9 protein-coding genes are annotated in these 13,103 nt (G+C 74.1%); 2 read left to right on the top strand and 7 right to left on the bottom strand.

Annotated features, from left to right (window positions below):
- Window positions 1-641: 641 nt before the first annotated feature.
- From ACXET9_RS09585 to ACXET9_RS09565, 5 genes are all read right to left on the bottom strand, one after another.
- Window positions 642-2,726, bottom strand: a complete 2,085-nt coding sequence (locus ACXET9_RS09585; RefSeq protein ID WP_457886354.1) for an ABC transporter ATP-binding protein — start codon at window positions 2,724-2,726, stop codon at window positions 642-644.
- The gene (locus ACXET9_RS09580; protein ID WP_457886353.1) at window positions 2,723-4,918 is read right to left on the bottom strand and encodes an ABC transporter ATP-binding protein; all 2,196 of its coding nucleotides are present in this window, start codon (window positions 4,916-4,918) and stop codon (window positions 2,723-2,725) included. The genes ACXET9_RS09585 and ACXET9_RS09580 overlap by 4 nt, the downstream gene beginning before the upstream one ends.
- Window positions 4,915-5,427 carry a DUF456 domain-containing protein gene (locus tag ACXET9_RS09575; RefSeq protein WP_457886352.1) on the bottom strand — a complete coding sequence of 171 codons (513 nt, stop codon included), beginning with the start codon at window positions 5,425-5,427 and terminating at the stop codon, window positions 4,915-4,917. The genes ACXET9_RS09580 and ACXET9_RS09575 overlap by 4 nt, the downstream gene beginning before the upstream one ends.
- A gap of 221 nt (window positions 5,428-5,648) precedes the next feature.
- On the bottom strand, window positions 5,649-6,038 hold the full coding sequence (locus ACXET9_RS09570; protein WP_457886351.1) for a tautomerase family protein: 390 nt from the start codon (window positions 6,036-6,038) through the stop codon (window positions 5,649-5,651).
- Window positions 6,039-6,099: 61 nt separating this feature from the next.
- Window positions 6,100-7,092, bottom strand: coding sequence for a beta-ketoacyl-ACP synthase III (locus ACXET9_RS09565; RefSeq protein ID WP_457886350.1), 993 nt, complete (start codon window positions 7,090-7,092; stop codon window positions 6,100-6,102).
- Between the two features lie 206 nt (window positions 7,093-7,298).
- Between ACXET9_RS09565 and ACXET9_RS09560 the strand changes: the two genes are divergently transcribed.
- Both ACXET9_RS09560 and ACXET9_RS09555 read left to right on the top strand, forming a co-directional pair.
- Window positions 7,299-7,970, top strand: a complete 672-nt coding sequence (locus tag ACXET9_RS09560) for a VanZ family protein (protein ID WP_457886349.1) — start codon at window positions 7,299-7,301, stop codon at window positions 7,968-7,970.
- 17 nt (window positions 7,971-7,987) lie between these two features.
- Window positions 7,988-8,434 (top strand): hypothetical protein, encoded by a 447-nt coding sequence (locus ACXET9_RS09555; RefSeq protein ID WP_457886347.1) that lies wholly within the window; start codon window positions 7,988-7,990, stop codon window positions 8,432-8,434.
- A 77-nt stretch (window positions 8,435-8,511) separates the two neighbouring features.
- Here ACXET9_RS09555 and ACXET9_RS09550 read toward each other — a convergent pair whose 3' ends face one another.
- The gene (locus tag ACXET9_RS09550; protein WP_457886346.1) at window positions 8,512-11,715 is read right to left on the bottom strand and encodes an AAA family ATPase; all 3,204 of its coding nucleotides are present in this window, start codon (window positions 11,713-11,715) and stop codon (window positions 8,512-8,514) included.
- Complete coding sequence (locus ACXET9_RS09545) at window positions 11,712-12,944, bottom strand: exonuclease SbcCD subunit D (protein WP_457886345.1); 1,233 nt, start codon at window positions 12,942-12,944, stop codon at window positions 11,712-11,714. The genes ACXET9_RS09550 and ACXET9_RS09545 overlap by 4 nt, the downstream gene beginning before the upstream one ends.
- Window positions 12,945-13,103 lie beyond the last annotated feature (159 nt).

Here is a 13,103-nt window from a genome sequence, read left to right as displayed (position 1 = left end):
GTCTCAGCGAACGCATCGGCCAGCTCATCACGCCGCTCCCGACTCGCGAACCGGGGCTGCGACGCACGGGACACGGGCGGGATCGCCGACGAGACGGGCGAGGTCGCTGGCGAATCAGCGGGAGTCATCGAAGGCGCCGGCGCGGAATCCGAGACGGAGGGTTCATCAAGCACGGCTGCGATCCTAGACCGCCCCTGCCACGCAGCTCGCTCCCCTTCGGCGTCGGCTCGTCTAGCCTCGCCCGTCCTGCCCTGTCCTGGGGCGCCCCGCTCAACCCCGCCCTGCCCTGCCCTGCCCCGTCCTGCTCTACCCCGTCCTGCGCCGTCCTGCGCCGTCCTGCCCCGTCCTCCCCGTCCTGCCCCGATTCCCTCCATGGGCGATGACGCTGTGGCTCAGCGGAGAGGCAGTGGCCGGAAACCCTCGGATATTGAGCGCTTCAGCTACTGCCCATGGACACTCGAGCGGCCAAATCCCCATGAGACCCGCCTTCCCGGTTGGACGAGAAGTCGCCCGCCGGGGCAGTGGCCGGAAACCCCCGGATATTGAGCGCTTCAGCTACTGCCCATGGACACTGGCCCGGGACGAGGCGGCCTGAGGAGGGAGGACCCCGGCCCGCCCCCGCGTCAGCCGCGGGCCCCGCGTCAGTCGCGGGATTCGCGGTGGGCGACCCATGAGCGGTGGAGGCCGGCGTAGATGCCGTCCTCGAGGTCGACGAGCTCGGCGTGGGTGCCGTGCTCGACGAGGTCGCCGTCGGCGAGGACGAGGATGCTGTCGGCGCGCTCGGCGGTGGAGAGGCGGTGGGCGATGGTGATGGTGGTGCGTCCGCGGGAGAGGCCGTCGATGGCCTGCTGGAGACGGACGTCGGCGGCGGGGTCGACGGCGCTGGTGGCCTCGTCGAGGACGATGATGTCGGGGTCGGCGAGGTAGGCGCGGGCGAGGGCGACGAGCTGCCGCTCCCCGGCGCTGAGGGATTCGCCGCGCTGGCCGACGGGGGTGTCGAGGCCGTCGGGGAGGCCGTCGATCCAGGCGCTGAGGCCGAGCTCGTCGAGGGCCTGGCGCATGTCGTCGGCGGTGGCGTCGGGGCGGCCGTAGCGGAGGTTGCCGGCGACGCTGGTGTCGAAGAGGAAGCCCTCCTGCGGCACCATGATCACGCGCGAGCGCAGGGATGCGTAGGGCACGAGCGGCAGCGGGATGCCGCCGATGCGGATGGTGCCGGAGTCGGGATCCATCATGCGCGTGAGCAGCTTCGCGAAGGTAGTCTTCCCGCTGCCGGTCTCGCCGACGATCGCGACGTGGGAGCGAGCGGGCAGGCTCACGCTGATCCCGTGCAGGACCTCCGGACCGATGCCCGAGGCCGCGGCACCCTCCGCGTCCACGGCACCCTCCGCGTCCACGGCACCCTTCGCGTCTGCGCCACCCTCCCGGCCCGCCGCGACGCCCTTCTGCCCTGCGGCGTCGTCGGAGTCCTCGACCAGGGGGTAGGAGAAGCGGAGGGCGTCGACCTCGATGTCGAGGGGGCCGTCGGGGAGGGGGCGGGCGCCGTCGACGGCGGGGAGGCGGGTGCCGGTGTGGGGGTCCATGCCGCCGGCGGGGTCGGCGACGTCGGCCGGGGTGTCGAGGACGCCGAGGACGCGGCGCCAGCCGGCGACGGCGTTCTGGGCCTCGGAGAGCATCTCGATGCCCATGCGGACGGGCTGGCTGAACAGCGACACGAGGAACACGAAGGCGACGACGCCGCCGGCGGTGAGGTGCGCGCCGGGGAGGTCGATGCCGAGCATGCCGGTGCCGAGGAGCACGCCGACGACGACCACGACGGCGGTGGCGAGGCCGTCGGCCGCCTCGGAGAGGAAGAAGGAGGCGGACTGGGGCTTGAGGACGCCGAACTGGGCCTCGCGGACAGCGCGGATCCGCTCGACCTGGCCGCGACGGGTGCGGTCCTCGATGCCGTAGGCGCGGACGGTCGCGGAGCCGACGAGCGATTCGGAGACGGAGCCGAGCATGCGGCCGACGGCGGCGCGGACCTTCTGGAAGCGTCGGCGGATGAGCTTCTGCAGGCTGCCCATCAGCAGAAGGATCGGCAGGTAGCAGATCCACACGACGACCGCGAGGGGCCACGAGTACACGGCCATCACGCCGGTGGCGAGGACGAGCTGGAAGCTCATGACGACGAGCATGATGCCGCCGAAGCTCATGAACTGGCTGACGGTGTCGACGTCGCTGGTCACGCGCGAGACGAGAGCGCCGCGCTGCTCGGTGCCCTGGGTGAGCAGGGACAGGTCGTGGATGTGCCGGAAGGCGCGCTTGCGGAGCGTGGCGAGAGAGGTCTCGGCGAGCCGGAACAGGCGCCGGTTCATCAGCACGTTGCAGGCGGCGGTCGCGAGGAGGACGAGGGCGGCGAGGCCCGCGGCGCCGGCGACGAAGCGCAGGTCGGGCTCATCGGGCGCGATGATCCCGCGGTCGAGGATCGTCTGCACGGCGATCGGCACGACGATCTTCCCGGCGGTCGCGATCACGGCCAGCGCGAGGGTGATGCCGATGCCGCGCAGGGCCCCGGGGGTGAGGGCGAGGCCGCGGCGGATGGTGGTCAGCGCGGACTCGTCGGTCCGCATCTCCCCGCCGAGCGAGGAGGAGCGCCGCGAAGCATCGCGATCAGGGCGGGCGGCATCGCGATCAGGGCGCGAGGCGGCGCGATCAGAGGCGGCGGCATCCTTCGGGATGGCGGTCATCGTTCGTCCTCCTCTCCGTCGCGGACAGAGCGGCGCAGGTCGCGGCGGGTCTCGTGCTGGCGCTCGGCGGCGGCCTCGCCGCGGCGGCGGGCGTCGGGGACGGCGCGCGCGGGGTCGGGGCCGTCGCTGGGATGGGGGGCGTCGGCCTCGAGGAGCTCGTGGGCGATCGCGGCCTCGTCGTAGGCGTCGACGAGGGCCCGGTAGCCGGCGCTCTCGGCGCGCAGGCGGGCGTGCGGGCCCTGGGCGGCGACGCGGCCGCGGTCGAGGAAGACGACCTGGTCGGCGAGGGAGATCGTGGACTTGCGGTAGGCGATAAGCAGGAGCGTGGAGCCGGTCATCTCGCGGCGGATGCCGTCGAGGATGGCGAGCTCGACGCTGGGGTCGCAGGCGCTGGTGGCGTCGTCGAGGATGAGCAGGCGGGGCCGTCGGGCGAGGGCGCGCGCGAGGGCGATGCGCTGGCGCTGGCCGCCGGAGAGGGAGCCGCCGCGCTCCCCCAGCGGGGCGTCGAGGCCCCCGGGGAGGGCGTCGACGAAGGCCTCGGCCTGGGCGGTGCGCAGGGCCCAGCGGATGGTCTCCTCGTCGATGTCCTCGCCGAGGGTGATGTTCTCGCGGACGGTGTCGTCGAAGACGAAGGCCTGCTGGAGCACGAGCGCGACGTCGGCCGTGAGGGCGTCGGCGGTGAGGGTGCGCAGGTCGGCGCCGTCGAGGCTCACGGTGCCGGAGGTCGGGTCCATGAGGCGGGCGGCGAGCAGGGCGAGGGTCGACTTGCCGGAGCCGGTGGCGCCGACGATCGCGAGCACGCGGGTCCCGTCGCGCGGGTCGGCGTGCAGGCTGACGCCGTCGAGCGCGCGGCTCTCGCGGATGGTCGCGCCGTCGGCCGGAGCGCCGTCGGCCGCGGTCCCGCCAGCGCCGCCGGACCCGCCAGCGCCGCCGGACCCGGCCCCGCGGCCGAGGATGACCTCGGCGGGATCGTCGCGGTAGACGTGGGTGACGTCCTCGAGGCGGAGGGCGCCGGGGCCCGCGGGCAGCGGGTCGGGGCCGTAGCTGCGCTCGTCGGGGACGTCGAGGATCTGCTGGACGCGTCCGCCGCCGACGACGGTGCGCGAGAGGTCGCCGAGCACCCAGCCGAAGGAGCGGATCGGCAGGGACATGAGCGTGAACAGGTAGGACACCTCGACGAGCTGGCCGGTGGTGAGGTGGCCGTCGCCGATCCGCCAGGCGCCGAGCACGGCGACGGCGAGGATGCCGAGGTTGGGGAGCGCGTCGAGCGCGGGGTCGAACCAGCCGCGGACGTAGCCGAAGCGGATGCCGGCGGTGCGCAGGTCGTCGGCGGCGCGGGAGAAGCGCTGCTCCTCCATGTCCTCGCGGCCGAGGGACTTCACGACGTTGGCGCCGTCGAAGGATTCGTGGGCGATCTCGGCGACCTCGGCGCGCAGCTGCTGGGAGCGCACGGCGATGGGAGTCGCGAAGCGCTGCAGCAGCACGTTCAGGATGATCAGCAGCACGATGAGGGCGACCATGACCAGCAGGATCACGGGGTCGATGCGGGCGACGACGATCGTCGCGTACACCAGCATGACGATCGTGGCGAGGGCGAAGGGGAACGGCGCCATCGCGTAGAAGGTCGCCTCGACGTCGGAGTACATCGAGCTCAGCAGCGTGCCGGTGGACTGGCGGCGGTGCCACAGCAGCGGGACCCGCGCGTACACGGCGGCGAGGCGCTCGCGGTACAGGCGGAACAGGTCGAACTGCGAGGCGGCAGCGAACACGCGGCGGGCGACGACGGTGACCGCGCGCGCCACGGCGATGCCGAGGATCGCGAGCCCGCCGGCGACGACGGTCGCGAGCGGGAGGTCGCCGTCGGCGAAGGCGGGGATGACGACGTCCTCGGTGACGGTGCCGATCACGGACGACGTCGCGATCTGCAGCAGCGCGAACACGATCGCGCCGGCGACGGCGAGGACGAACCAGCGGCGCATCTCCCAGGAGCCGCGCAGCAGGCGCTTCAGCCCGGGGACCAGCACCGACGGGTGGGGCGCGGCCAGGTTCGCAGCGTTCGACGACGCCGCCGCCGACGCCGACGACGCTGCGGTCGCGCTCTGGGCCGACGACGATCCCGGGGCCGACGACGGAGCTGCCGAGGCGGAGGGATCGGGAGAGGAGGACGGGCGGGACGGTGCGGGAGAGGTCATGCGGAGACGAAATGGACGACGACGGCGATCGCGAACGCGATCGTGGACAGCATGGCGAGAGAGAACTCGATGGCGATGCCGATCCCGAGGGCCTTGATCGCGACGACGGCGTTGTCCAGGCCCTTCTTCCAGTCCTTCAGGCGCAGGGCCTCGGAGACGTAGAGGCCGACGAGGAAGCCGATGGGCAGGCCGACGAACGGGATGACGAAGATGCCGACGATGCCGGCGGCGAGGCCCACGAGCACCGGCCACATGGGCACCTCGGCCTGCTTGAGCTTCCGCCCGGTGAGGACGTAGCTGCTGGTCATGCCGATGGCGCCGAGCACGAGGACGACCGCGAAGGCGATCCAGGCGGGCCAACCGCCGACGACGATCGCCCACACGAGGGTCGCGATGACGATGGTGATGGTGCCCGGCAGGACGGGCACGATGATGCCCGTCAGGCCGACGACGTAGGCGAGCCCGGCGAGCACCGTGATGATGATCTGGACGGTCAGGCTGTCGACCATGGGATGTCCTCCAGGAGTGCGGGGCGGCGGTCTCGGGTGTCGGTCGCGGGCGACCCGGTCGCGGTCGACCCGTCCACCCGCCCCCGCGTGATCGTTCACGGAGAGTGCGCGGGTGCGGCTCCGTCGGCGACCGAGAAGAGGGGGTGGCGGTCCCGCGACGGGACCGCCACCATCCTAACGGGCGCCCGTCGCGCGCGGTCGGCTTCCCGCGGCGGGTGCCCTCAGACGTCCACCCGATATCCGAGGGCCAGGTCCTCGGCGTTGCTGCCTCGGATCCCCCAGTTCACGCGCGGCGTCTCCGTGAGGGTGATCTCGACGCTGTGCGGCGGCGTCCCGGCATCCCGCTCGATGCGAGCGAACAGCTCGGCGATCAGCGCCCGCTTGGCCGCGTCGGACCGGCCCTCGAACAGGGAGATCTCGATGATCGTGTAGTCCGGACCGCGGTCCTCGGGATGGATGAAGTCCTCCTCGGACAGCGCGATGAAGCGCTGGAACCGCTTCTCGGGCGGGTAGTCGAGGGCCTTCATGACGGCGTCATGGATGGCCTGCGACAGGGCGGCCCTGCGCCGGTCGATCGACTCCCGGTGTCCGTACACGATGATCTGCGCCATGCGACCCCACTATGCAGGACGTCGCGCCGAGCGCGACATCCTGCTCGGCGCGGCAGCGCGCTCAGGGCAGGCGCACGACCTGGCCGGCCCAGGAGAAGCCGCCGCCGAAGCCGAGGAGCAGCGCGGTCGCCCCGGAGGGGATCCGGCCTGCCTCGCGCATCCGCGAGATCGCCAGCGGGATCGTCGCGGCGGAGGTGTTGCCGGAGGTGATGATGTCGTCGGCGACGACGGCGTCCTCGCGCAGGCCGAGGGAGGCGGCGAGGGGCTCGATCATCCGCAGGTTCGCCTGGTGCGGGACGAACACGTCGATGTCCTCCATGGTCAGGCCTGCGGTCTCGACGACGCTCCGTGCGATCCCGGGGGCCTCCCGCAGCGCCCAGCCGAGGATCTGCCGACCCTGCTGCGAGAAGACGGGACGGTCGCCGGCGATGGTGACGGCGTCGGCGAGCTCGGGGACGGTCCCCCACACGACGGGGGCGACGCCCGGCTCCTCGCTCGGGACCAGCACCATCGCTCCCGCGCCGTCGGCGGTGAGGATGCAGGTGGTGCGGTCGGTGTAGTCGGTGACCGCGGAGAGCTTCTCGGCGCCGATCACGAGGGTCGCGCTCGAGGCGCCGGAGCGGATCGACATGTCGGCGACGGCGAGCGCGTGCTCGAAGCCCGAGCAGGCGGCGCCGACGTCGAAGGAGGCTGGGCCGTCGAGGCCGAGGAGCTGGGCGACGCGGCCGGCGGCGCTCGGGGAGCGCTCCTGCGTGGAGCAGGTCGCGACGATGACCTGGGTGATGTCGCCGGGCTCGAGGCCGGCGTCGGCGATGGCCCGACGGCCGGCCTCGGCGGCGAGGTCGGCGACGTCCTGGTCGTCGGCGGCGATGCGGCGCTCGACGATGCCGGTGCGCTGGCGGATCCACTCGTCGCTGGTCTCGACGAGCTTCTCGAGATCGTGGTTGGTCATCACGCGCTCGGGGCGGTGGTGGCCGGTGCCGATGATCCGCGCTCCCGCGGCCGGGACGGGGAGGGCGAAGGGGCGCGGTGCGGCGCCGGTGGGGGTGCTCATGGGAGTGCTCCTGGTCCGAGGGGCGAGGCGGGCGGACCCATCGATCGTAGAGCCTCGGCCCGCGAGGGTCCGGCCGACGGCGGTCCGGCGGTGCTCCGGCCGACGGCGGGGCGCTGTGTGGAGGTCGTCCGTCGGACGGGCGAAGATCGTGTGATGCGGGCGGTGGGGCGTGGCGCGGCGGAGGCCGCGGATCGTACGGTGCGGGAGTGAGCGAGATCCTGCGGCTGCTGGTGGTCGGGATGGTGGGCGGCCTGGGGCTGTTCGCCATCATCCTGCTGCCCGCGATCTGGCTGCAGCGGCGCCGCTTCGGCCGGGTGCATCCGTGGCGCCTGCTGGGGGTCGCGATCATCTGCGTGTACACGATGGGGCTCGCGGGGCTGACCATCGCTCCCGCCTATGACGTGGCGGTGACCTGCGCGAACCGGGTCGGCGGCGTGCTGCGCGCGGATCCCTTCGCGGCGGTCCGGGAGATCCTCGCGGTCCATGCCGCGGGGACGACGGGCTGGGGGCTCCTGACCAGCTGGGCGTTCCTGCAGCTGGCCTCGAACATCGCCCTGTTCGTCCCGCTGGGGGCGATCCTGCGCGGGGTGTTCCGCCTGGATGCGACCACTACCCTCGCGATCGGGCTGTCGCTGTCGGTGCTGATCGAGGCGACGCAGTACACGGGCGCGTGGGGCCTATATCCGTGCGGCGTGCGGATCGCCGACATCGACGACGTCTTCGCCAATGCGTTCGGCGCCTGGATCGGCGCGCTCGTCGCGCCGCTGCTGATCCGCTGGCGGGTGCCGCTGTTCGTGCGGCACGACGAGGCGGACGGGTCTCGCGCGGTCGAGGAGCTGGCCGAGGAGGACTCGACCGACGACGCGATCTCGCGGTGACCGAGAGGAGAGGACCGATGACAGCGCTGAGGAACGGCGGAGGAGCCGATCCCGTGACGCGGCGCGGAGCTCTCCGTCGGGTGCTGCTCGCGGGGCCCGCGCTCCTCGGTGCGAGCGCCTGCACGAGGCGCGGGTCCGACCGACGCGTCGCTTCGAGCGATGACCCCATCGCCTCTCCCTCCGGCGACTTCACCGCACAGGTCATGACGGCCACGGCCGATGACGGCTCCGCGGTGCTGCACCCCACCATCTCGGACGTCGACGGCACCGTCGTGTGGACCGACGACCTCGACCACGTCGAGCGCTTCGCCCCGGGTCTGGTGTGGGAGTCGGAGGCCGATGTGCTGTGGGTCCTCTCCTCGGATCACGGCACGGCGAGCGTCCGCCGGTCCGGTGACGGCGCCTGGGTCAAGACCATGGGGACCGACGGGATGCCGGAGGACGTCGCCGAGCTCGCCGGCTGATCCGCCGCGCGGCCGCCGGCTGATCCGCCGCGCGGCCGCCGGCTGATCCGCCGCGCGGTCGCCGGCCGACGACGCGATCACGCGGTGACGGTCAGCGTGGAGCTGCCGTCGGCCTGACGGCGCACGTGGATCTGCTCGGAGATCTGCTGCTTGAGCTCTCCGACGTGGCTGACCAGGCCGATGGTGCGGCCGTGCTGGGCGAGCTGTCCGATCTCCCCGACGACGCGGTCGAGGGATTCGGGGTCGAGGGATCCGAAGCCCTCGTCGATGAACAGGGTCTCGAGCTGCACTCCCCCGGCCTCGCCGGTGACGATGTCGGCGAGACCCAGCGCGAGGGCGAGGGAGACGACGAAGGTCTCTCCGCCGGAGAGGGTCTCGGGGACGCGGCTGGCGTCGGTGCGATGGTCGAGGACCTGCAGGTCGAGCCCGGTCTTGCGGGCGCCGCGGGCGGCAGTGTCGCGGCGCAGCTCGAGGTCGGAGCTGGAGAACAGGGCGAGCCGCGCGTTGGCGGCGACGATGACGTCCTCGAACCGCTTCATGAGCACGAAGGTCGACAGCGGGATGCGGTCGCCGTCGCTGCTGCGGCCGGTGGCGAGGTCGGCGACGCGCAGGACGACCCCGGCCTGCTCGCTGACGCCCTCGACCTCGGCCCTGCGCCGGGCGAGGGCGCTCTGGGCGGCGGTGCCGCGCTCGAGGGTCCCGGCGGTGCGGGCGGCGACGCCGGCGGCCTCGCGGGCGGCGGCCTGGGCGGCGGCGAGGCTCTCGGTGCGCTCGCGCAGGAGCGCCTCGGCGGCCTCGCGGGCCTCCTCGGAGGCGTCGACCTCGGCGATGCCCTCCTCGGCGAGGCCGTCGGCGAGCCGGGACTCGTCGATCGCGCGATCGCGGACGCGGCGGGCGAGGACGCTGCGCCGGTCGTCGGCGAGGACCGCGGCCTGCACGTCGGCGTCGTCGGCGAGCCCAGGATCGACGGGGTCCGCAGGATCGACGGCGTCCGCAGGATCGGTCGCGATCCCGAGCTCGGCGAGGCGGGCCATGAGCCGGGCCATGGCGCTCTCGCGGACCTGGAGGACCTCGTCGGCGCGCTCGGAGGCACCGCGGGCGGCGTCCCGGGCGGTCCGCAGCGCGTCCCGCAGGGTCGCGGCGGCGCGGGCCCGGACACGATGGCCCTGGCGGCGCTCGTCGACGCTGCCGGCGTCCCCGCGGGCGGTGCTCACGCGCTCGCGGTCGGCGGCGAGGGCTGTGTCGGCCTCGGCGAGGGCGGCGGACTCGCCGCGCTGGGCGAGGGCCTGGGCCTCGCGGCGGGCCTGCAGCGTCCGATCCTCCTCGTCGTGGGCGGTGATCCGCTGCTCGAGGGCCGAGGCCCGCTTCCCCGCCTCGCTGGCGGTGAGGACGGCGGCATCGGCCTGCTTGAGGGTCGCGGTCGCGGCGGCGACGTCGAGGTCGCCGGCGGCCTCGCGGAGGGTCGTGAGCTCCTGCTCGGCGAGCGCATGCGTCCGCTGGGCGGCGGCGAGGCGCGCATCGGCGGTCTGCCGGGCGGCCTCGGCGGCTTCGACCTGCTCGGCGTCGACCGCGCCGTCGGTGGGGGTCGCGGGCGCGGGATGCTCGACGGATCCGCAGACGGGACAGGGCTGCTGCTCCTCGAGGGCGCCGGCGAGCTCGGCGGCGATCCCGGCGTAGCGGCGCCGGCGCAGCTCGGCCTCGGTCTCCGCGGCCGTGCGGGCGGCGGTGACGGCGCTCTGGACCGAGGCCTCGGCCTTCTCCACGACGGTCGCCTGGCGGGCGGCTCCCTGCGCGGCCTGGAGCCGGGCGGTCGCGCCCTGCTGGGCGAGGCGCGCATCGGCGAGGGCGGCCGCCGACGCGGCGGCCGCGTCGCGGGCCTCGACGAGCGCGGTGCGCTGCGCGGGGCGCTCGGCGATCTGCTCGGCGAGGCGGGTGAGCGCGGCCTGGGCCTCGGCGAGGGCGGTGCGGCGGCGCTCGAGCTCCTCGGCCCGGGAGGGGATGTTCGCCTCGAGGGCGACGAGATCGTTGAGGGCGCCGGCCGCGGCGGTGGACTCCTCGACGGCGTCGGCGAGCGCGGCGTCGGACGCGTCGGGGTCTCCGGCATCGGCACCAGCGGGGTCCTCGGCCTCGAGCAGCCGGGCGAGGTCGGGGTGCGGGTCGCGGGCGGCCTCGAGGGCCTCGGCGAGGGCGCCGGCGGCGGTGGTCTCGGCGCGGCGGGCGGCGGCGAGGCGGGCGATGGCGGCGGCGAGAGTTCGGGCGGCCTCGTCCCGGGCGAGGGCTTCCTCCGCGGCGCGATGCGCGGGGGCCTCGGCGGCGAGGCGCGCGGCGAGGGCGTCGAGCTCGCGGCGGCGGTCGATGCGGGTGCGGGCGACGCGGGCGGCGTCGACGGACTCCCGGGCGGCGGTCTCGGCAGCGGTCGCGGTGCTCGCGCGTCCGGCGGCGTCGTCGGCCGCGGTGCGCACCTGGACGATCCGCTCCTCGACGGCGGCGGCGAGGTCCTCGAGGCGGAGGGCCTGCGCGTGCTCCTCGAGGAGGGCGCGCCGTTCGTCGTCGACCTCGGCGGCCTCGGCGAATCGGGCGAGGGAGGTGGCGAGGGCGCCGTGGGCGGCGTCGATCTCGCGCTTGGCCTGCTTGCGCATCTCCTCGAGCTGCTTCTCGACGTCCTCGTAGAGCTGGGTGCCGAAGACGCGCTGGAGGACCGCCTGGCGCTCGGTGGTGCCGGCGCGCAGGAAGCGGGCGAACTCGTTCTGCGGGAGCAGCACGGTCTGGGTGAACTGCTCGCGGCTGAGCCCGATGGCGCGCTGGATCTCGCGGCCGACCTCGTCGAGGCGGGTGGCGATCGGTTCGATCCCGCCGCCCTCCCCGGCCGCGTCGGCGATCGCCAGGGGGATCGCCTCGGGCGAGGTGACCCGCCACAGCAGCGCCTTGGCCTGCTGCCGCGTGGTCTTCACGGTGCCGTCGGCGGAGCGCCGACGGGAAGGGCGGTCGAAGGCGGGCTCGCGACGGATCCGGAAGATCCCGGCGCCGGTCTCGAAGACGAGGTCGACGACGCTGGGCTCCATGACGGGGGCGAACTGGGAGCGGATGCGGTCGTCGTGGGAGGCGGAGCCGGCGACCTTGCCGTAGAGGGCGAAGACGATCGCGTCGAGGATCGTGGACTTGCCGGATCCGGTCGGCCCCTCGAGCAGGAACATGCCGCTCGCGCCGAGGCTCGCGAGGTCGATGTCGGCCTCGCCGCCGAAGGGGCCGATGCCGCGCAGGCGCAGGTGATGGAGCTTCACATGGCCTCCTGGCGGCGGCTGCGGACGGTCGTGTAGGCGTCGTCGAGGACCGCGTGCTCGGCCTCGGTGGGGTCGGCCCCGGTGACGAAGGCGAGGAACTCGTCCATCACCTCGAGCGGGTCGGACTCGCGGCGGACGACCGGGGTCAGCTCGGCGCGCTCGCGGCCCTCGGGACGGTACTCGGTCAGCAGGAGGTGCGGGTAGCCGGCGCGGAGGCGCTCCTGCAGGTGGGGCGGGCGCGCGGGATCGGTGATGGTCGCCTTCAGCCAGTCCTCGCCATGCTCCGCGGTCCGCGCGAGCAGCTCGTCGAGGGTGCCGCGGAGCTCGGTGAGGCGCCGTGGCACGGGGGCGTCGATCCGTTCGACGCTCACGTCTCCCGGGGCGGCGAGGTCGACCAGCAGCACGCCCTTACGCTGGTTCCGCTCGGAGAAGGAGAAGGCGAGCGGCGACCCGGAGTACCAGGCGGGGGCGCCGACCGCGGTGCTGAGGTCCTGGCATCCGTGCAGGTGGCCGAGGGCGAGGTAGTCGATCCCGCCGAGCACCCCCGCGGGCACGGAGTCCACACCGCCGACGGAGAGGTCGCGCTCGGAGTCGCTGGACTCGCCGCCGGTGACGAAGGTGTGGGCGAGGACGACGGTCCGCGCCCCCGGATGCTCTGCGGCGCGGCGCCGCACCCGGTCCAGGGCGGCAGCGGTGACCGCCTCGTGGCTGCGCGCGAGCGGGCGGGATGCGTCGGCGTCGGCAGCATCGGCGCTGGTGGCGGCATCGGCCGATCCGGCGGCGCTCTCCTCCCCGACGACGTCGCGCAGGACGGCGGAGTGCCGGGCGATGTCGGGCTCGAGGTACGGGAGGCCGAAGAAGAGGACCTCGCCGTGCTCGTCCTCGACGGCGACGGGGTGGTCGATGCCGGCGAGGTCCGTCATCAGATGCACGCCGGCGCGCATGAGCTCGCGGCCGAAGCCGAGCCGGGTCGCCGAGTCGTGGTTGCCGGGGGTGAGGACCACCGTGGAATGATCCGCGAGGCGCGTGAGGGTGCGGCCGAGGAGCTCGACCGAGGCCGTCGGCGGCACCGCCCGGTCGTACACGTCCCCGGGGACGACGACGACGTCGACGCCGCGCTCGCGCACGAGATCCACCAGCCAGTCGTGGAACGCCGCCTGATGCTCGTGCAGGTCCTCGCCGTGCAGGGTGCGACCCAGGTGCCAGTCCGAGGTGTGCAGGATCTTCATGCCTCGAGCCTATGCACGCGCTCCGACGTCCGGCGCCCTCCCGCGCCCGATGGGGACGGACGCGTCCTGGGGAGGAGCACTCCGGGACGCGCGACGCCCCCGCGACCCGGAGGTCGCGGGGGCGTCGTCCGCTGCGGTCGGCCGACGGCCGGTCAGCAG

This window comes from Brachybacterium netajii (SeqCode) (assembly GCF_054114245.1).
This window is presented reverse-complemented; position numbering and strand designations above follow the sequence as displayed.